Below are 23649 nucleotides of genomic sequence, written 5' to 3'. Positions count from 1 at the left end.
TTGTTTTGTACGCCAATGAGAGTATTCAATTCCTCAAAATGCGAGAAACAATAATAACAATAAAAGTTGCATTTCAACTTGAAGTTGTTACCTGTCGAATTGTCCAAGGGGAAAAAATGAACACCGCGAAGTCTAGCCAGAACACGTACAAAGTCACCATCAAAAATGGTCAAAGTGGCACCCAGCAGGGCAAAGACCTGCCGAGTCCCGCAGACGGGCAGCCATCGCCTGCTCGCGTCAAGGCCCAAGCGGGCGACAAGTACCAACTGGAGGCCCTGTCGGGAGACCAGCGCGTTGCGCCCGACAAGGTCAAACTCAAGCGTGTCGGTTCAAATTTGCACATTGCTTTGGACGAGGCCGCCGATGCCAGTCTGATCGTGGAGGACTATTACAGCGTCATGCCCGAGGGCTACAACGGCGTGATCGGTCAGGCAGAAAACGGCAATTTGTACGAATACGCGGCGGAAGACTTTGCCTCGGCCACTCAGGCCTCTGGCGCTACTTCGCCATGGCCACTCGACGGTCAGGAAATGAATGCGGTCTTGGGGGGTCAGGCGGTGGTGACGTCCAGTGCCGCTGTGGGGGTGTTGGCTTTTAACCCCTTGTTGGCCACTTTGGGCTTGGTGGGTGCTGCCGGTGCCGCTGCAGGTGCGGGTTCCTCAGGCAATGCCACAAACACCGAAACCCCCTCGGTCACGGTGCTCAAGTTGGCGGGCAGCGCTGACACCGGCTTGGTGGGTGACCAAATCACGCGCAACGCTCAGCCTGTGCTAACTGGACAAACCGCGCCCGGTGCCCGTTTGGTCCTGGACATCAAGAATGCAGCCAATGAAGTGGTGGCCACCTACACGGCCACGGCCGACGCCACCGGTGCTTACAGCATGGCATCGGCTGAGCCTTTGGGCGATGGCACCTACACCCCGGTGCTCACGGTTTCGGCGGACGGTGCCACCCCGGTGGTCCATACCGGGGCGACTTTCACCATTGACACGCAGGCCCCCAGCTTGGTGGTCAGCAGCGACAAAAATGCCTTGCTCGCAGGCCAAAGCGCCACCCTGAGCTTCACCTTCAGCGAGGCTGTGAGCGACTTCACCCTGGACGATGTGACCGTCTCGGGCGGCACCTTGTCAAATCTGCAAGGCAGCGGCCAGCAATTCACGGCCACTTTCACGGCCACAGCCACCGAAGTGGTGCTCGCCAGCCTGAGCGTGCAAAGCGAGCGTTTGACCGATGTGGCTGGCAACCCCAACGCCGAGCCCAGCAATGTGGTTCAAATCAAGCTCAACACCTCGGCCAATGCCAATGCCGTGCTCGACATCCTGGCCATCAGCGAGGACACCGGCAGCAGCGCCAAAGACTTCATCACTTCAGATTCAACCCTGACCTACTCGGGTTCGTTGACGGGTTATTCCAACAATGGTGACCGCGTCTTGCTGGTGCTCAAAAACGCAGCCAACGAGGTGCAGGCCAGCGCCACGGTCGAGCCCACAGGCGATCGCTGGACCTGGACGGACCCCAGCGTTCGTGCCAACGGCCAATACAGCCTGCAGGCCACTTTGGTGGACGCACAGGGCAAGCCCCTGCTGGGTGACAAGGGCCAGCCTTTGGTTCAAGACGTTCAAAGCCTGACCATTGCCCGCATCCAGGCCGCATCGGACACCGCCATCGCTCAGGAGTCGGGCGGCACCGGCGACACGCAAGCTGGCATTTCACCCCAAGGCCAATTGCTGGCCAACAACAAAGGGGCGCAGTTGACGATCATGGACGTGGCTTTGTCCGAGACGGGCAGCAAAACCCCGGTCGGCAGCGGCATCGTGATGGAGGGCCTGTATGGCAGCCTGACCCTGCAAAGCGATGGCACGTACAGCTACAAAGTGGACAACAAGCTGGACACGGTGCAGGTTCTGCGCAACCCCAGTGACGCCTTGACTGAAAAGTTCTTCATCACGGTCAAAGACGTTTTGACCGGTGACTCGGTGATGGAAACGCTGACGATCACGGTCCAAGGCCAGAACGACGCCCCCTCCATGCGCACCCCCTTGCGGGATGTGTCATTTGCCGTCGGCAAAAGCATTGCCATCAGCGGTTTGGCGGCCAATTTTTTGGATGTCGACCGCAACGATGTGATCTCCCTCAAGGCCACCTTGGCCGATGGCGGTGCTTTGCCGGCTTGGTTGAGTTTTGACGCCAGCACCGGCAGCTTCAGTGGTTTGGCACCCAGTGGCACAGCCCCTGCGATCTTGGACATCGTGGTCACTGCCACCGACTTGGCTGGCCTGAAGGTCTCGGACACTTTCAAATTCAACTTGCTGGCCCAGCCCGTGCCCAATGGTGGCCTGGCCCCGGAGGTCAGCATCTTGGCGGACACCAACAACGATACCAAGCTCAACGCCGCCGAAATGGGCTCCGCGAGCAATTTGACCGTCAAGGTTGCCTTTGACGCCTCCAAAATCACGGTCGGTGATCGGGTCGTGATCAACGCTGGCAGCGCCACACAAACCGTGGTCATCAAAGATGCGGACATGGCCAATGGCCATGTGCTGGTGAGTTTGGACAAGCCTGCAGAAGGGGGCACGCTGACGGTGACCGCGCGTTTGCAGGACGGCAGCGGTGGCAACAACACGGCTTCGGGCTCCGACAGCGCCGTGCTCGACACCGTGGGGCCTGTCCTCAGCAGCATGGTCATGGACAAAACCACCCTCAAAATGGGTGAAACTGCGGTGGTGACCCTGCAGTTCAGTGAGAAGGTGCAGGGCCTGGAATTGGGCGACTTGAAGGCCGACAACGGTCAGTTGAGTCAACTCTCGAGCGCCGATGGCGGCCAAACCTGGACCGTGATCTTCACCCCCACAAGCGACTTGGAAGTTGCCAGCAACAGCGTCACCCTGAGCAGCCAGTACACCGACTTGGTGAACAACCCGGGCGCTGCAGGCAGTGGGCCCAATTACCTGGTGGACACCCGGCCCCCGGTGTTCACGCTGCAACTCGATGACGCCAGCAACAGCGCCTCCAAAACAGATCGCCTGACCAACGACGACACCCCCACCCTCAGTGGCACTGGCAGCAACGGTGACACCATCGAAGTGACCATGCCCGGCACCCAGGAAGTCCTCAAGGCGGTGGTTTCAGGTGGCATCTGGCAAGTCACACCCACCCAAGCCATCACCAGTGGCAACGTCACGGCTGTGGCCAAAGACGCGCACGGCAACACCAGTGCCCCCCAAAGCTTGGCTCTGAGCATTGACACCAGCATGGCCACACCGGGCCTGACCTTGGTGTGCGACAGCGGCAGCAGCTCCAGCGACAAGCTCAGCAAAGATGCCACGCTCGCACTGGCCAACCTTGAAACCGGGGCCTTGGTCGAATACAGCGCCAACGGTGGCAGCTGGAGCCCCACTTTTACGCCCAAAGAGGGGGCCAACAGCGTCATCGTTCGCCAAACCGATGCCGCAGGCAATGTGGCAGTGTCCAGCACTTTGAATTTTGTACTCGACACCACCGCCCCGGCGACCACGTTGAGCATCAGCCCCGTCTCCGGCGACAACGCCATGGGCCCCAGCGACGCGCAATCGGCCACCACCTCCATCGTGGGCGAGGTCAGCAACGCACAAGACGGCGACAAGGTGAATGTTTACGTCCACGGCAAAACCTTCAGTGGCACGGTGGACGCCTCGGGTCACTACAGCATCGAGGTGGACACGGCCGCCCTGATCGCCGATGCCGACCTGACCCTCAGTGTGGTCGTGTTTGCCACCGATGCCGCAGGCAACACCCAAAACGTGTCGGTCGACAGCAGCTACAGCGTGGACATCACCGCCCCCACCGTGCAAAGCCTGGTGGTCAGCAAAACCTCGCTCAAAGCGGCAGATGTTGCCACCGTCACCATCACTTTCAGCGAGAAAGTGACCGCCTTTGATGCGAGTGACCTCAGCGCCGACAACGGCATCATGAGCAACCTGGCCAGCGCCGATGGCGGTCTGACTTGGACGGCCACCTTCACCGCCAACGCCGATGTGGAAGACCTGACCAACGCGATCCAAGTGGGCTTGGCCTACACCGACTTGGCAGGCAACGCCGCCGTGGGTGGCCCAGGCAACATCAGCAGCAACTACGTCATTGACAACAAGGCCCCCACGGCCACGGTCCAACTGGCCGACGAAGCATTGAAAGCCGGTGAGACCACTACGCTGACCATCACCTTCAGCGAGAAGGTCAGCAACTTCAGCAACGCCGACGTCACCGTGGCCAATGGCAGCCTGGGCACGCTCAGCAGCACGGACGGCATCGTCTGGACCGGCACCTTCACGCCCAGCGTGAACCTGGAAGACGCCACCAACAGCATCACCCTGGCCAGCACCTACACCGACGTGGCCGGCAACGCAGGCCAAAGCGCAGACAGCGGCAACTACAGCGTGGACACCAAGGCCCCCACGGCCAGCGTCACCCTGACGGACAACACCAACACGGCCATCACCAGCCTCACGGCCGGTCAAAGCGCCAAAGTCACCATCACCTTCAGCGAAGCCGTCCAAGACTTCAGCAACGCCGACGTCACCGCGCCCAGCGGTACGCTCAGCACCCTGGCCAGCACCGACGGCGGCACCACCTGGACGGCGACGTTCACGCCGAGCGCCAACGTCGAAGTCGCCGCCAACAGCATCAGCGTCAACCCTGGGGCTTACAGTGACCTGGCGGACAACGCAGGAAATGCGGCATCGAGCGCCACCTACGCCGTCGACACCCAAGGCCCCACCGCCAGCATCACGCTCAGCGACAGCGCCCTCACGGCAGGCGAGACCGCGCAAGTGACGATCAGCTTCTCAGAGAAAGTCACCGGCTTTGACAACACCGACGTCACGGTGGAGAACGGCACGCTCAGTACCTTGGCCACCACCGACGGCGGCAAGACCTGGACAGGCACCTTCACCCCCACCGCAGGCACAGCCGACGCCAGCAACCTGATGAGCGTGGCCAACAGCTACACCGACGTGGCGGGCAACCAAGGCGCCAGCACGGTGAGCGGCAACTACGCCATCGACTTGAAGGCCCCCACAGCCACCATCGCCCTGAGCGACAACGCCCTCAAAGCAGGCGAAAGCGCCACGGTCACCATCACCTTCAGCGAGAAAGTCAAAGACTTCAGCAACGCTGATGTGAGCGCCCCCAACGGCACCTTGAGCAGCTTCACCGCCAGCGCAGACGGCCTGATCTGGACAGCCACCTTCACGCCAGCCGTGGACACCGAAGCGGCCAGCAACACCCTGAGCCTGGGCACAGCCTACACCGACGAGGCAGGGAACGCAGGCACCGTGGCCAACGCGACCTACGCCGTGGACACCAAAGCGCCTGTGTTCACCGTGCAACTGGACGATGCCAGCAACAGCGCGGCCAAGACCGACCGCCTCACCAACGACAGCACCCCGACCATCAGCGGCACGGGCACCACGGGCGACATCATCCAAGTGACCATGCCCGGCACACTGGAAGTGCTCAGCACCACCGTGGATGCAAACGGCAAGTGGAGCGTGACGCCCACCCTGGTGATCGCCAGCGGCAACGTGAGCGTGACGGCCCAAGACGCGGCAGGCAACACCAGCCCGGCCCAAACCCTGGCTTTGGTGATTGACACAGCCGTGGCCACACCCACCATCGCTTTGGTGTGCGACAGCGGCACCAGCAGCAGCGACAAGATCAGCCGAGACGGCACGATCACGGTGGGCAACCTGGAAGCGGGTGCCACGGTTGAGTACAGCACTAACGGCACAACCTGGGACACAACCTTCGCCGCTTCAGAAAACGCCAACACGGTGTACGTGCGCCAAACCGACACGGCAGGCAACGTCAGCGCAGCCAGCAGCCTGAGCTTCACCCTGGACACCACAGCGCCCACACCCACCGTCAGCATCAACGCCATTGGCGGCGATGACGCTCTGAGCCCTGCGGACGCCGTGCAAACCCAGACCGGCATCACCGGCAGCGTGACCGACGCCCGCGAAGGCGACCTGGTCAAAGTGCTGGTCAACGGCCAAACCTTCAGCGCCACCGTGGACGCGCTGGGCAACTACAGCGTCAGCGTGGCCACGGCCGACCTGATTGCCGACACGGGCAGCGCCCTTGAAGTCGTGCTCATGGCCAGCGACGCGGCGGGCAACACCCAGATGGCATCGGCCACCCGAGCCTATGCGGTGGACATCACCGTGCCCACGGTGCAAAGCATCGTGCTCGACAAGAGCGCCCTCAAAGTGGGCGAAACCGCCACCGTCACCATCACCTTCAGCGAGAAAGTCAAAGCCTTTGACCTGTCGGACCTGACGGCTGAGAACGGCACGCTCAGCAGCCTGGCCACCGCCGACAGCGGCCTGACCTGGACCGCCACACTCACACCGACGGCCAGCATTGAAGACACCACCAACGTGGTCAAAGTGCTGGCCAACTACACCGACCTGTCGGACAACCTGGGCACCGCAGCCACCAGCGGCAACTACAGCGTGGAAACCCTAGCCCCCACGGCCACGATCCAACTGGCCGACGAAGCCCTCAAGGCCGGTGAGACCACCACGCTGACCATCACCTTCAGCGAGAAGGTCAGCAACTTCAGCAACGCCGACGTCACCGTACAAAACGGCAGCTTGGGCACGCTCAGCAGCACCGACGGCATCGTCTGGACCGGCACCTTCACGCCCAGCGTCAACCTCGAAGACGCCACCAACGTCATCACCCTGGCCAGCACCTACACCGACGTGGCCGGCAACGCAGGCCAAAGCGCCGACAGCGGCAACTACACCGTAGACACCAAGGCCCCCACGGCCAGCGTCACCCTCACGGACAACACCAACACGGCCATCACCAGCCTCACCGCCGGTCAAAGCGCCAAAGTCACCATCACCTTCAGCGAAGCGGTCAAAGACTTCAGCAACGCCGACGTCACCGCGCCCAACGGCACCCTGAGCACCCTGGCCAGCACAGACGGCGGCACCACCTGGACGGCGACGTTCACGCCCAGCGCCAACGTCGAAGTCGCCGCCAACAGCATCAGCGTCAACCCCGGTGCTTACAGCGACTTGGCCGCCAACGCAGGCAGCGCAGCCTCCAGCGCCACCTACGCCGTCGACACCCAAGGCCCCACCGCCAGCATCAGCATCAGCGACAGTGCCTTGACTGCAGGCGAGACCGCCCAAGTGACGATCAGCTTCAGCGAGAAAGTCACCGGCTTTGACAACACCGACGTCACGGTGGAGAACGGCACGCTCAGCACCCTGGCCACCACCGACGGCGGCAAGACCTGGACAGGCACCTTCACACCCACCGCAGGCACAGCCGACGCCAGCAACCTGATGAGCGTGGCCAACAGCTACACCGACGTGGCGGGCAACCAAGGCGCCAGCACCGCAAGCGGCAACTACGCCATCGACTTGAAGGCCCCCACCGCCACCATCGCCTTGAGCGACAACGCCCTCAAAGCAGGCGAGAGCGCCACGGTCACCATCACCTTCAGCGAGAAAGTCAAAGACTTCAGCAACGCGGACATCACGGCCCCCAACGGCACACTCAGCAGCTTCACCGCCAGCGCAGACGGCCTGATCTGGACAGCCACCTTCACGCCAGCCGTGGACACCGAAGCGGCCAGCAACACGCTGAGCCTGGCTACTGCCTACACCGACGAAGCAGGCAACACCGGCACCGTGGCCAACGCCACGTACGCCGTGGACACCAAAGCGCCTGTGTTCACCGTGCAACTGGACGATGCCAGCAACAGCGCGGCCAAGACCGACCGCCTCACCAACGACAGCACCCCCACCATCAGCGGCACGGGCACCACGGGCGACATCATCCAAGTGACCATGCCCGGCACACTGGAAGTGCTCAGCACCACGGTGGCGGCAGACGGTAAGTGGAGCGTGACGCCCACTTTGGTGATCGCCAGCGGCAACGTGAGCGTGACGGCTCAAGACGCGGCTGGCAACACCAGCCCAGCGCAAACCCTGGCTTTGGTGATTGACACGGCTGTGGCCACACCCACTGTGGCCTTGGTGTGCGACAGCGGCACCAGCAGCAGCGACAAGATCAGCCAAAGCGGCGTGATCAACGTGAGCGGCCTGGAGGCGGGCGCTACCGTCGAGTACAGCATCGACGGCACAACATGGGGCACGACCTTCGCAGCCTCAGAAGGCAGCAACACGGTCCAAGTGCGCCAGACGGACGCCGCAGGCAACGTGGCCACCTCGAATGCCTTCAACTTCACGCTGGACAGCCAAATGAGTGCCTTCACGGTGGCGCTCAGCTGCGACAGCGGCACGGCCAGCGACAAAGTCAGCCAAGACGCCAGCCTGGTCATCACCGGTGCCGAGGTCGGAGCCAACGTGGCCTACAGCACCGACGGCAGCACCTGGGACAGCACCTACGCGGCAGCCGAAGGCGTGAACAACGTCAAAGTGCGCGTGATGGACGCGGCAGGCAACCAACGCACACAAGACTACAGCTTCACCCTGGACAGCACAGCGCCCACAGCGGCCGTGCTCACCTTGGTGTGCGACAGCGGCAGCCAAGCGGGCGACCAACTCACCAACAACGGAGCCCTCAACGTGGTGGCCGAAGCTGGTGCCACGCTGGAGTACAGCACCAACGGAAGCACTTGGAACAGCACCTTTGCGGCCGCAGACGGTGCCAACACCGTCAGCGTGCGCGTGACCGACAAGGCGGGCAACGTCAGCAGCACCGCCAGCCTGAGCTTCACGCTGGACAAAGCAGCGCCCGTGGCTGCCAGCGTCAGCCTGGTGTGCGACAGCGGCCTGAACGCCGTGGCCAACAACGACAAAATCAGCCACACCGGCACACTGGCGGTGCAAACAGCGGAAACCGCAGGGCTGATTGAATACAGCACCGACGGCCTGAGCTGGGCCGCCACCTTGGCCGCAGCCGAAGGCGTGAACAACGTCAAAGTGCGCGTCACCGATGCGGCAGGCAACCTGGGCGCAGTCACCGACTACGCCTTCACACTGGACACCCAAGCGCCTGCAGCGCCCGTATTGGGCCTGGTGTGCGACAGCGGCCTGTTGGGCAGCGACAAGATCACCCAAAACGGCGCATTCAGCGCCACCACAAGCGAAGTGGACGCGACACTGCAATACAGCACAGACGGCGTGGCCTGGAGCAACACCTTTGTGGCGGCCGAAGGCAGCAACACCGTCAAGGCACGGGTGATGGACGCCGCAGGCAACGCAGGTGCAGCCAGCACGCTGAGCTTCACGCTGGACACACTCATCAGCAAACCCAGCGTGGCGCTCAGCTGCGACAGCGGTGCCAGCAGCAGCGACAAGATCACCCGCAGCGGTGCGCTGAGCCTGAACAACGTGGACAGCGACGCGCAGGTGCAATACAGCACCGACGGTCAAAACTGGACCAGCAGCTTCACGGCGGTGGAGGGCAGCAACAGCGTGAGCGTCAAAGTGACGGACGCGGCAGGCAACGTGGCCACCTCGGACACCCTGGTGTTTCAGCTGCGCACGCTGGACGCGGTCTTCACACTGAAGCTGGACAACACCAGCAACAGCGGCAGCCAGACCGACTTGGTGACCAACGACGTGACCCCCACGATCAGCGGCACGGGCACCACGGGCGACATCATCCAGGTGACGATGCCCGGCACAGGCGAAGTGCTCAGCACCACGGTGGCCGCTGACGGCAAGTGGAGCGTGACACCCACGATGGACGTGGCCAGCGGCAGCGTGAGCGTGACGGCCACCAACGCAGCGGGCGTGGTGAGTGCGCCCAAGACACTGCCTTTGGTGATCGACACGGCAGTGGCCACACCTACAGTGGCATTGGTGTGCGACAGTGGCGCGAGCAGCAGCGACAAGATCAGCCGAGACAGCAGCCTCGTGGTGGGCAACCTGGAAGCAGGCTCAACCGTTGAATACAGCTCGAACGGCACAACGTGGGGCACGACCTTCGCAGCTACAGAGACCGTCAACACGGTGTACGTGCGCCAGACCGACACGGCAGGCAACGTGAGCGCATCCAGCAGCCTGAGCTTCACACTGGACACCGCCGCCAGCGCCTTCACCTTGGCCTTGGCCTGTGACACTGCCACGGCGGGTGACAAAATTTCCAGCGACGGCACATTGGCTTTGTCCGGCGTCGAAGCCGGTGCCGTGGTCAGTTACAGCACCAATGGCGGCACCAGCTGGTCCAATACCTTTGCAGCCGTTGAAGGCGCCAACAGCGTCAGCGTGCGCACCACCGATGTGGCGGGCAACGAGCGCATCCAGGATCTGGCCTTCAGCTGGCTCAAAACCAAGCCTTTGGCCCCCGTTTTGACGCTGGTGTGTGACAGCGGTCTGTCGGGCAGCGATGCCATCACGCACACCGACACTTTGCAGATCAGCACGTCCGTGGGCACCACCTTGTTGTACAGCACCGATGCTTCTACCTGGAGCAACACTTTCACCGCCATCGAAGGTGCCAACACGGTGTACGCCCGTGCGGTGGATGCTGCGGGCAATCTGAGTGACACCAGCGTGCTGGCTTTCACGCTCGACATCACCGCCCCCTTGCCGGTGACCATCGGCCTGACCTGCGACAGCGGCAGCAACAACAGCGACAAAATCAGCCAAAACGGCACATTGGCCGTGAACACGGCCGAAACCGGCGGTTTGATCGAGTACAGCGTCAACGGCGGTGCCTGGGGCACCACCTTCACGGCGGCCGAAGGCCTCAACAGCGTCAAGACACGCCTGACCGACACCGCTGGCAATGTCAGCAGCCTGACCACCTACAGCTTCACACTCGACACCGCCGCACCCGCAGCCCCTGTTTTGGCCTTGGTGTGCGACAGCGGCAGTCTGGGCGGCGACAAAGTCACCCACAACGGCGCGGTGAGTTCCACCACCCTCGAATCGGGTGCCAGTGTGCAGTACAGCCTGGACGGCAGTGCATGGGGCACCACCTTTGCGGCCGTGGAAGGCAGCAACACCGTCAAGTCGCGTGTGGTCGATGCCGCTGGCAACGAAGGGGCTGTTTCGACCCTGAGTTTCACTTTGGATACGCAGGTGTCCAAGCCCACCGTCAGCCTGGTGTCTGACACCGGTTTGGCAGGCGACAAGATCACCGCCAATGGCCAATTCACCGTGTCCGGTGCCGATGCCGAGACGGTGCTCAGCTACAGCACCAACGGCACAGTCTGGTCGAACACGTTCATGGCCGCTGAAGGTGCCAATGCCCTGTATGTCCGCGCCACCGATGTGGCAGGCAACAGCGCCGTGTCCGACGTCTTCAACTTTGTGCTCAACACCCAAAGCAACAACCTGACCGCCACCCTGGCCACGACCAGCAACAGCGGCAGCTTGCTGGACCTGATCACCAGCGACGACACCCCCACCATCAACGGCACAGGTACAGCAGGTGACCGCGTGCAGGTGACCCTGCCCGGCACGGGCGAAATCCTGACCGCCACCGTGGACGCCAGCGGCCAGTGGAGCGTGACGCCCCTGACCGCCATCGCCTCGGGTGATGTGTCGGTGGTCTACACCGGTCCATCGACCACGAGCACCCGCACACTGGCGCTTGTCATCGACAAGAGCATCGCTGCGCCTGGCTTGAGCCTGGCCTGCGACAGCGGCAGCAGTGCCAGCGACAAGATCAGTAACAGCGCCAGTTTCTCGGTGAGCAACCAAGAAGCGGGTGCCACGCTCGAATACAGCACCAACGGCAGTGCCTGGAGCACCACCTTCACGGCCACCGAAGGGGCCAACACCGTGTTCGTGCGCCAGACCGACGCCGCAGGCAATGTGGCCACCTCCAGCGTGCTGAACTTCACGCTCGACACCACGGCCCCCACACCCACCCTGACGGTCAGCCCGGTCGTGGGTGACGACGCCATCGGTCCGGTCGATGCACAGGCGCTCACGTCCACCATTGAAGGGGCGGTGACCAATGCCCGCGAAGGCGACAAAGTCAGCGTGTTTGTCCGTGGCAAAACCTTTACCAGCACGGTGGACGCTTCGGGCCACTACAGCGTGGACGTGACCACCGCCGACCTGGTGGCCGACTCTGACAAGACCCTCAGCGTGGTGGTGTATGCCACCGACGCCGCGGGCAACACCCAGACGGGTTCGATCAACCACAGCTACACCGTGGACACCGGCGCACCCACTGTGCAAAGCCTGTCCATCAGCAAGGCCAGCCTCAAGGCCGGCGACACCGCCACGGTCACCATCACCCTCAGCGAAAAAGTGCTGGGCTTTGACCTGAGCGACATCAGCGCCGACAACGGTGTGCTGAGCAACCTGGCCACCAGCGACGGTGGCCAGACCTGGAGCGCCACCTTCACCGCCAACGCCAATGTGGAAGACAGCACCAACGTGGTGCAGGTGGGCACGGCCTTCACCGACATCTCGGGCAACGGCGCACTCAGCGGTGCCAGCAACACCAGCAACAATTACGCCATCGATAGCAAGGCCCCCACAGCCACCATCCAGTTGGCCAATGAGGCCCTCAAAGCGGGACAGTCCACCACGCTGACCATCACTTTCAGCGAAAAAGTGGCCGACTTCAGCAACGCCGATGTCACCGTGGCCAACGGCAGCTTGGGCACCTTGAGCAGCGCCGATGAGGGCAAAACCTGGACCGGTAGCTTCACACCTGCCACCAACATGGAAGACGCATCGAACGTCATCACCCTGGCCAACACCTACACCGACTTGGCGGGCAACACCGGCAGCACCGGTGTCAGTGGCAACTACACACTCGACACCCTGGCTCCCACGGCCGTGGTCAGCCTGAAAGACGGGCAGGGCGCTGACATCACCGGCCTGAGCACCGGCCAAAGCGCCAGCGTCACCATCACCTTCAACGAAGCCGTCAAGGACTTCAGCAACGCCGACGTGACAGCCCCCAATGGCACCTTGAGCACCCTGACCAGCACCGACGACGGCAAGACCTGGACCGCCACCTTCACCGCCACCAGCGCTGTGGAGTCGGGCGCCAACGGCATCACCGTCAATGCGGGCGGCTACAGCGACCTGGCCGGCAACCTGGGCGGCACCGCCGCCAGCGGCAACTTCGCCGTGGACACCCAAGGCCCCACCGCCACCATCACCCTGAGCGACAGCACCCTGAACGCGGGTGAAACCGCGCAAATCACGATCAGCTTCAACGAAAAGGTCAAGGACTTCGACAGCACCGACGTCACAGTGCAAAACGGCACTTTGGGCACCCTGGCCACCACCGACGGCGGCAAGACCTGGGTGGGCACCTTCACACCCACCACCGGTGTGCAGGCGGCCAGCAACACCGTCAGCATCAGCAACGCTTACACCGATCTGGTGGGCAACCAGGGCAGCAGCCAGGTCAGCGCCAACTACAGCGTGGACCGCAAGGCCCCCACCGCCAGCATCAGCCTGAGCGACACCGCCTTGCAGGCCGGTGAGAGCGCCACGGTGACCATCACCTTCTCGGAAAAGGTGAGCAGTTTCACCAATGCCGACGTGACGGCAGAAAACGGCACGCTGGGCACCTTTGCCAGCACCGACGGCATCACCTGGACCGCCCAGTTCACCCCGAGCGCCAGCACCCAGGTGGCTGTGAACACCCTGAGCCTGGCCACCAGCTACACCGACGAAGCGGGCAACACCGGCACCGCCGCCAGCGCCGTGTATGCCGTGGACACCCGCGCCCCCGCGTTTGTGGCCAAGCTGGACGTCAGCAGCAACTCGGGCGTCACCACCGACCTCATCACCAGCGACGACACGCCCACCATCAGCGGCACCGGCACTGCCGGTGACCGCATCGAAGTGACCATGCCCGGCACCAATGAAATGCTGTCCACCGTGGTGGGCAGCGATGGCAGCTGGACCGTCACGCCCACCCAGGCGATCAGCAGCGGCAACGTCAGCATCGTGGCCAAGAACCCCTCCAACGTGAGCTCCTTGCCCCAGTTGCTGGCCTTGACCATCGACAAAACCATCGCCACCCCGGGCCTGAGCCTGGCCTGCGACAGCGGCAACAGTGCCAGCGACAAGGTCAGCAGCAGCGCCAGCCTCACGGTCAGCGGCGTTGAAGCCGGTGCGGTGGTCGAATACAGCACCAACGGCAGCGTTTGGGGCACCACCTTCACCGCCACCGAAGGCGTCAACACCGTCAGCGTGCGCCAGACCGACGCCGCAGGCAACGTGGCCACTTCCAGCGTGCTGAACTTCACGCTCGACACCACAGCGCCCACCCCCGTGGTCACCGTCAGCCCCATTGCCGGGGACGACGCCATTGGCCCGGTGGACGCGCAAGCCACCACCACCACCATTGTGGGCGAGGTCACCAACGCTTTGGCCGGTGACAAAGTCAGCGTGTTTGTGCATGGTCAGACCTTCACCGGCACCGTGGACGCCTCGGGCCACTACAGCGTCGAGGTCACCACCGCCAACCTGGTGGCCGACTCCGACAAGAGCATCAGCGTGGTGGTGGACGCCACCGACGCAGCAGGCAACACCAAAACCGGCATCGCCTCTCAGGTCTACAGCGTGGACACCGGTGCTCCCACCGTGCAAAGCCTGTCCATCAGCAAGCCTGCCCTCAAGGCGGGCGATACGGCCACCGTCACCATCACCTTCAGCGAAAAAGTGACGGCCTTTGACCTGAGCGACATCAGCGCCGACAACGGCGTGCTGAGCAACCTGGCCACCAGCGACAGCGGTCAGACCTGGAGCGCCACCTTCACCGCCAACGCCAATGTGGAAGACACCACCAACGTGGTGCAGGTGGGCACCGCCTTCACCGACTTGGCCGGCAACACCGCCATCAGCAGCGCCAGCAACACCAGCAGCAACTACGTGATCGACAGCAAGGCCCCCACGGCCACGATCAAACTGGCCAACGAAGCCCTCAAGGCCGGTGACGCGACCACACTGACCATCACCTTCAGCGAAAAAGTGGCCGATTTCAGCAACACCGACGTCACCGTGGCCAACGGCAGCCTGGGCACCTTGTCCAGCGCTGACGGCGGCATCACCTGGACCGGCACCTTCACGCCCACGGCCAACCTGGAAGATGTCACCAACGTCATCACCCTGGCCAACACCTACACCGACCTGGCGGGCAACACCGGCAGCGATGGCACCAGTGGCAACTACACCATCGATACCCAGGCACCCTCTGCGACCGTGACGCTCAAGGACGGGCAGGGCGCAGACATCACCAGCCTGACGGCGGGTCAAAGTGCCAACGTCACCATCACCTTCAACGAAGCCGTCAAAGACTTCAGCAACGCTGACGTCAGCGCCCCCAACGGCACCCTCAGCACCCTGAGCAGCGCTGACGGCGGCAAAACCTGGACGGCCACTTTCACGGCCACCAGCGCCACGGAAGTGGGAGCCAACGGCATCACCGTCAATTCGGGCGCTTACAGCGACTTGGCCGGCAACCAAGGCGGCACCGCCGCCAGTGGCAACTTCGCGGTGGACACGCAAGGCCCCACAGCCACCATTGGTCTGAGCGACACCGCCCTGACAGCGGGCGAGACCGCCGTGGTCACCATCAGCTTCAATGAAAAGGTCAAGGACTTTGACAACAGCGATGTCACGGTGCAAAACGGCACCCTCAGCACCCTGAGCACCACCGACGGTGGCAAGACCTGGGTGGGCACCTTCACCCCCGACGCCGGTGTGGTCGATGCGACCAACACCATCAGCCTGTCGGCGGCTTACACCGACTTGGTGGGCAACCAAGGCAGCAGCGCCACCAGCCCCAACTACGCCATCGACCGCCAGGCCCCTGCGGCCAGCATCGCCATCAGCGACACCGCACTCAAGGTGGGTGAGACCGCCACCGTGACCGTGACCTTCAGCGAAAAAGTGCTGGGCTTCAGCAAAGCCGACATGAGTTCGCCCAATGGCAGTCTGTCGGACTTCACCGCCAGCACCGACGGCTTGGTCTGGACCGCCACCTTCACCCCCACTCAGGGTGTGGAGTCGGCCAGCAACAGCCTGAGCCTGGCCACCAGCTACACCGACGAGGCCGGCAACACCGGCACCGCTGCCAGCGCCACCTATGCGGTGGACACCTTGGCACCCAGTTTCACCGTGCAGTTGGCCACGTCCAGCAACAGCGGCAGCACCGCCGATCTGGTCACCAGCGACGACACCCCCACCCTGAGTGGCACCGGCAGCAACGGTGACCAGATCAAGGTCACCCTGCCCGGCACCAACGAGGTGCTGACCACCGTGGTGGCTGCAGGCGTGTGGTCGGTCACGGCGCAGAAAGCCATGGCCAGCGGCACCGTCAGCGTGGTCGCCACCGATGCTGCGGGCAACATCAGCGCCGCGCAGACCCTGACCTTGACCATCGACAAGTCCGTGGCCACGCCCACCTTGAGCCTGACTTGCGACAGCGGCTTCAGCAGCAGCGACAAAATCACCAACCAGGGTGCCATCACCACTGGCAACCTGGAAAGCGGGGCTTTGCTGGAGTACAGCACCGACGGCAGCACCTGGGATGTGACTTTTGCCGCCACCGAAGGCAGCAACACCGTCATGGCCCGCCAGACCGATGTGGCAGGCAACATCAGCGCCACCGTCAGCCTGAGCTTCTTGCTGGACACCAGCAAATCGGTGTCGGTTTTCACGATCGATGACGTCACCAACGCCAACACCCTCAACCTGAGTGAATCGGGTGAAGCCACCACCCGCATCACCGGCCGCGCCACCAATGCCAGCGAAGGCGACACGGTGGAGTTGATGATCAACAACACCCCCTATACCGGCACCCTGGACAGCGCCTTGGCCTTCAGCATCGAGGTCGACACCGCCGACCTGATGGCCGATGGCGACACCAAGATCGCCGCCAAGCTGCTGGGCTCGGACCCGGCAGGCAACAACGACGTCACCAACCAGACCAAAACCTACAGCATCGACACCACACCGTCGAGCTTTGCCATGGCCTTGGGTACGTCCAGCAACAGTGGCCTGACCAATGACCTGATCACCAGCGACACCACCCCGACGGTGGTGGGTTTGGGCACCGCCGATGACACCATCATCGTCACCTTCCAGGACACGGGCGAGATCCTCTCGACCGTGGTGGCCGCCGATGGCAGCTGGTCGGTCACCCCCACGCTGGGCCTGTTTGACGGCAGCCGCACCGTGAGCGCCGTGGTCAAAGACCCGGCGGGCAACGTCAGCAGTGCACAGACCCTGACCCTGGTCATTGACACCAGCACCACCAAGCCCGTCTTCACACTGGCTTGCGATTCAGGCAACTCGGCTTCCGACCTGATCACCAAGCAAGCGGGCTTGAGCGCCATCACCGGCATTGAAAGTGGTGCCAGCGTCGAATACAAAGTCGACAGCGGCAGCTTTGGCTCCAGTTACACCGCGCCCAGCACCAATGGCGTGCACACCGTGGTGGTGCGCAGCACCGACGCGGCCGGCAACGTGTCCACCGAGAGCCTGACCTTCACGCTCGACCTGGAAGCCCCCATCAAGCCCACGATTTCACTGGTCTGCGACACCGGCACCTTCAGCGCCGACAAGGTCACCTACACCAGCGAAATCAAGCTCGACCAGACTTTCGCCCCCACCGACACGGTGGAATACCGCTACAGCACCAACTCGGGTGTCACGTTCACCGCTTACGACAGCCTGTTCTTGCCCACCACCAGTGGCACTTACTTGGTCCAAGCGCGTGTGACCGACGTGGTGGGCAACCAGGTGGTCAGTGACATCTTCACCTTCAACTACGACATCACCGCGCCCAATGCACCCGTGGTGGCCCTGTACGATGACAACGGTGTGAATGCCAGCGACAAAAAAACCAACGACCCGACTTTGGTCATCACCGGCGGCGATACGGGCATTGGTGACACTTACCAGTACAGCATCAACGGGGGCACCACCTGGACCAGCTCCTTCAACGCTCAGACCGGCCCCAACAACTTGTTGGTGCGCATCAAGGATTTGGCAGGCAACAACAGCAACGCCACCGCCTTCAGCTTTGACTACAACAACGCGGCGCTGGCCCCCAGCATCGTGCTGCAAATGGACTCGGGTTACAGCAGCAGCGACAAGCTGACCAACGTGAGCGCTGTGGGCGTCACCGACGCTGCTTCGACCGACAGCTTCCAATTCAGCTTTGACGGCTTCACCTGGGCCAGCAGCTACACCGCCCCCACCGTGGACGGCGCCTATGACCTGCGTGTGCGCCGCATCGATGAGTTTGGCAACATCAGCCCCAACACCACGCTCAGCTTTGTGCGTGACACCACCGGTGCAGACATCAACAACGTCACCAGCACCAGCCCCAACGTGGCCTATGACATCCTGACTGCTTCTGGCGGTTTTGGTGTGGGCGACACCTTCAACGTCACCATCAACCTCAACGAAGCCGTGGTGGCGGGCTCTTACATGATCGTCAAGTTCGACACCGGTCAAAAAGTGGTGGTCACCGCTGCCACCAATGGCTCGACGCTGACGGGTACCTACGCGGTCGGCTCCAACGAGTCCTCGACCGATTTGAATGTGGTGGACATCGTCAAAGTGGCACTGACCGATCTGGCGGGCAATACCTCGACCACAGCCGCCATTCCCAGTTTGTCCAATTTTGGTGACAACAAGGACATCTCGATCCGTTGGGGCCTGATGGGCACCACGGGCAATGACCAGATCGACGGCATGACCCGCGGGACGGGCACCAACGACGACTACAACGGTCTGGATGGTTCGGACACCATGGACTACAGCGGCTCTGCGCTGGGCTTCAGCCTGAACTTGGCCACAGGCGTGGCCAGCGGGGGAGACATCGGCATCGACAGCATTGTGGGCTTTGAACACGCCTCGGGCGGCACCGGCAACGACACCTTGGTGGGTGACGCACAGGCCAACGTCTTGTCCGGCGGCGCAGGCAACGACAGCCTGGACAGCGGTCTGGGCAACGACACCCTGATCGGTGGTCTGGGCAATGACAGCGTGGACGGCGGGGGTGGCACCGACTGGATGGACTACAGCAGCGCTGCTGGGGCCGTCTCAGGCACCTTGACCGGTGCATCGGACGCCGTCTTTACCGATGGCGATGGCGGCACGGCAGAAAAACTGCGCAATATTGAAAACATCTTGGGCAGCGCCGCCAACGACAACTTGGGGGGTGATGGCTCGGACAACATCTTCTTGGGCGAGGCCGGTAACGACACCTTGCTCGGCGGGGCGGGCAACGATTCGCTGGGCGGGGGCACGGGCAACGACTCGCTCGATGGTGGCAGTGGCAATGACACATTCAACGGCGGCATCGGTGACGACGTGCTCATCGGGGGCACCAACATCGACTGGGCCGATTACAGTGCCGCGCCCAGTGGGCTCAAACTCAACCTGAGCACCTCGATCGCAGCCGATGGCAGTGGGGGTGTGGACACACTGTCGCAAATCGAAAACGTCGCAGGCACTGCCTTTGACGATGTGATGGTGGGCGATGCAGGTGACAACCGTTTTGTGGGTGGCGCGGGCGACGACAGCTTGCAAGGCGGTCAGGGCAGCGACACCTTGGAAGGCGGCGCTGGCAACGATTGGGCCTTGTATGGAGAAAACACACTGGGCGTGACCGTGGACCTGGTGGCCGGCACAGCCAGCGGCAATGCGGGCAGCGACTTCCTGGTCGCCATTGAGAACCTGCAAGGCGGATCGGCCGACGATTACCTGGCCGGTGATGGTTTGGCCAACATCCTTGATGGCGGCATGGGCAACGACACCCTGAATGGCGGTGCCGGCAACAACACCTTGATCGGTGGTGGTGGTGCCGACTTGGTGGTGGGTAGTTCGGGCCACGACAGCATCGTGACCAGTGCAGGCAGTCAGGTCATTGGGGGGGCTGGCAACGACACCATCATGTTCGAGAACATTGGGCAAAACTTCAGCAATGTCTCGATCGACGGTGGCCTGGGCACCGATGTGCTGCGTTTGTCGGGTTTCAACCAGACCTTCAACGTGTTTGGTTTGGACGGCTCAAGCAACCGAGTGGCCGCCCCCATCAGCAAGATCGAGGTCATTGACCTGGGCAACGGGTTGAACCAGTTGAACCTGGCCGATTCCCTGGAAACCGTGGAGTTTTTGGTCAATGGCGCAGGCACAGCCTCTTTGCTGCGCATCGATGGCGACAACGGCAAGGTGTTTTTGGCGGCCGGTTGGTCCTCGGTGGGCACGGGTGTCACCACGGTCATTGGCGGCTCAACCTACGACCTGTACTCCAACGCCGTGGTTTCGGGCAACGACACCTTGGCGGTCAAACAGGGCATTGAGGTCACTTACCCGACCACCTTGACCCCCAGCAATGACAACTATTCGGGCGACGAAAAAGCCAACTACATCGACGCCATGTCGGGCAACGACAGCATCAACGGCTTGGGTGGCGACGACACCATCCGGGGCGGCTTGGGTCTGGACACCCTTGACGGCGGCGCAGGCAACGATTGGCTCGATTTTGGCGACGCCAGTTTGGGCACCGCATCGGTCAATGTGAATTTGAGCACCGGCGTGTTCAGCAGCACCGCTTTGGGCAACGATCTGGTGAGCAATTTTGAGCACGTTTCAGGCGGCGCAGGCAACGACACCATCGTGGGCACCACCGCCGACAACTGGCTCAAAGGTGGCACGGGTAACGACTCCATCCTGTCGGGTGCGGGCAACGACACCTTGACCGGTGGCTTGGGCAACGACTGGCTGGACGCCGAGGCGGGCACGGCCGACTGGGCCGATTATTCCAATGCCACAGGCGCGGTGACGGTGTCGCTGAGCGCAGCCACAGCGGGCGCGGCCACCACCTCGGGTGCCGATGGTGTGGACACTTTGCGTGGCATCGAAAACCTGATTGGCGGTGTGGCCGCCGACCGTTTGGTGGGTGACAACAACGCCAACTACCTGATCGGTGGTTTGGGCGCTGACACCTTGCAGGCCACCGGCGGCAATGACACCTTGTCGGGCCAAGACGGCGACGACAGCCTGGTGGGCGGCTCCGGGGCCGATTTGTTCGAGGCCGAATTGGGCAACGACACCTACACCGGCGGCGACACCAGCAACGGCGGCCCCAACGACACCCTAAACCTGAGCGCTTTCAATGGCAATTATGTGGTTTTGGGCTCCAGCCCAACGTCTGACCTGACCATCTCGGGTGGCAGCACCGGCACAGACCGGGCCAGCTACATCGATGTGTGGAAGTTTGGCAATGGCAACATCACCTTCAACAACCTCACGGGTTTGAGCAACACCACCTGGAACGAGACCGTCATCACCGGCAGCGGCAATGACTCGATCTGGACGGGCAACGGCAGGGACTACATCATGTCCGGGGCTGGCAACGACACGATCAACGGCAGTTTGACGGGCACGGTGGACACGGCTGATCTGGACACCATGGACGCAGGCCCTGGAGAAGACTGGTTGTCTTACCAATCGCTGGGCACCTCGGTATGGGTCACGCTGGAGGGTGGCTCCACGTCCTGGCAGACCGTGACCCTTGGGGGCAGTGGCAGCTACATCGACTATGTCAAAGGCTTTGAACACATCCTCACCGATGCGGGGGCCGACCGGATCTGGAGCGGCAGTGGCAACTCGTCCATTCTGGCCGGTGCCGGTGCCGACTATGTGAGCGACTTGCAAGGCGACAACTACATTGACGTGGGCAAGAGCTTGAGCGGCAGCAACGATGGGTCTGCTGATACGGTGATCGCAGGTACGGGAAATGACACCATCATCACTGGTGGTGGTGTATATGAACTGATCAACGCTGGCGACGGCAACAACCTGATCGATGTGAATGGCACCACCAGTTATGGAGACTCCATCACCAGCGGTTCGGGTAACGACACCATCTTGGGTATTTGGGGAGGTTATTACAACCGTTCATACTCGACGGCTTATTACGGTGCTCAAACGGCCTCTGGTTTTGTCAACGCTGGTGATGGCAACAATTACATCAAGAGCGCATCTGGGGCCTATTACTTTGCTGAAAACGTGACGACAGGTTCTGGCAATGACTACATTGACGTGACGGGTGGCCGTTTAGATGAGTTTGCGTCTGATACCGTTTTTTCCGGCGCGGGCAACGACACGGTGTATGCGGGTGGTGCATACGCTTATAACTACCCATCAGGACAGAGCATTGAATTGCAAGTGGTAGACGCCGGGGATGGTGATGACCAAGTCTTTGCGTACTATTCGTCATCCGGTGGCAGCTACAACTCGAACTCGATCATGGGCGGCGCAGGCAACGACACCTTGTCATCCACCGGCGGCAGCACCAACGTCATCGACGGCGGTTTGGGCAACGACTCCATGGTCGGTGGCACGGGCACCGACACCATGAAGGGCGGGGCGGGCAATGACACGATTGCGGTGTTCTCGGGTACCGACACGGTGGACGCAGGGGACGGCAACGACGTGGTCACTTCCTCGGGCACGGGCACCTTGCGAGGTGGTGCCGGTGATGACCAGTTGGTGCACAGCGGCACATCGGCCATCTATTTGTTCGGTGAAGCAGGCAATGACACGGTGATTTCGGGCACTGGTTCCGATTCACTCGAAGGCGGCAGCGGCAATGACAGCTTGTTCAGTGCTGGGGGTGCCGACACCATGCGGGCTGGTGACGGCGACGATACGTTGGGCTTTGGGGGCGGTTCGCGCATTTTTGGTGACGCTGGCAACGACCGAATCGTCGCCAACGGCGGTGTCGCATCGTCCACTGTCTGGGGCGGGGCTGCAGACGATTTCATCGACATGCGATTTGACACCCTGGGAGACACCATTTTTGGTGACGACGCTTCGATCCTGGTGACCGATGGCAAGGACAGCATTTACGGCGGCTCGGGCACTGACAGCATTAACTCAGGGGGCGCAGACGATTACGTGTCCGCCGGTGCAGGCAATGACGTGGTGTTCGGGGGTGAAGGCGGCGACTATTTGTTGGGCGATGGAGGCAACGACAGCATGGACGGTGGCCTGGGCGATGACCGTCTGGACGGTGGCGTGGGCAACGACACTTTGCTGGGCGGCGCGGGCTACGACACCATCACCATGGGCGATGGCTCCAACGTGGTTCAAGGTGGCACGGGTTCTGACCTGTTTGTCTACGACGCCACTTGGGCGTCAGACCTCGCGGCCGCCGACACGGTCGATGGTGGTGCGGGCATTGACGCCGTGTTCTTCACGGGTGTTAACCAAGCGCTGGACTTGACTGCAGCCATCCATGCCAATGCCAACTGGGTTTCTGTTGAGCGCATCGACTTGACCGGCGCAGGCAACAACACCTTGAAGTTGGCGGCGCAGGATGTGCTGGACTTGACCGACATGACGGCGGCCACGGCGGTGTTGATGATTGACGGCAATGCGGGTGACGCGCTCGACATGTCCTCCTTTGGTTTGGCGGTGGGCGCGGTCAATGCGCTCAACAAGTTGACCTCGGCCAAGAGCATCAGCATGGACTTCAACGGCAACGGCACCTTTGACATTGGTGAAACGGCAACGTCTGACGCCACGGGCCTGATCACCTTCAACAACGGTTTCCGAGGCAACCAGACCTACCAGATCTGGCAAGCGGGCAGTGGCAACGCTACTTTCAACGGCATGATCCTGCTGATCGACAGCGATGTGGCCTTCACGGGCATTTGATGCCCCGACCCGACCT

The 23649-nt window shown here is 62.4% G+C and carries 1 protein-coding gene; it reads left to right on the top strand.

All coding sequences use genetic code 11. The features are described from left to right. Positions 1-116: 116 nt before the first annotated feature. Positions 117-23633: an Ig-like domain-containing protein gene (locus B9Z48_RS18605; RefSeq protein WP_158273315.1), complete on the top strand. Its 23517-nt coding sequence runs from the start codon at positions 117-119 to the stop codon at positions 23631-23633. Positions 23634-23649: the final 16 nt, after the last annotated feature.

The sequence above is a fragment of the Limnohabitans sp. WS1 genome (genome assembly GCF_003063265.1).
In the GTDB taxonomy this organism is placed as follows: domain Bacteria; phylum Pseudomonadota; class Gammaproteobacteria; order Burkholderiales; family Burkholderiaceae_C; genus Limnohabitans_A.
The sequence above is the reverse complement of the archived record's forward strand: the minus strand, read 5'-3'. Positions and strand labels throughout refer to the sequence as shown.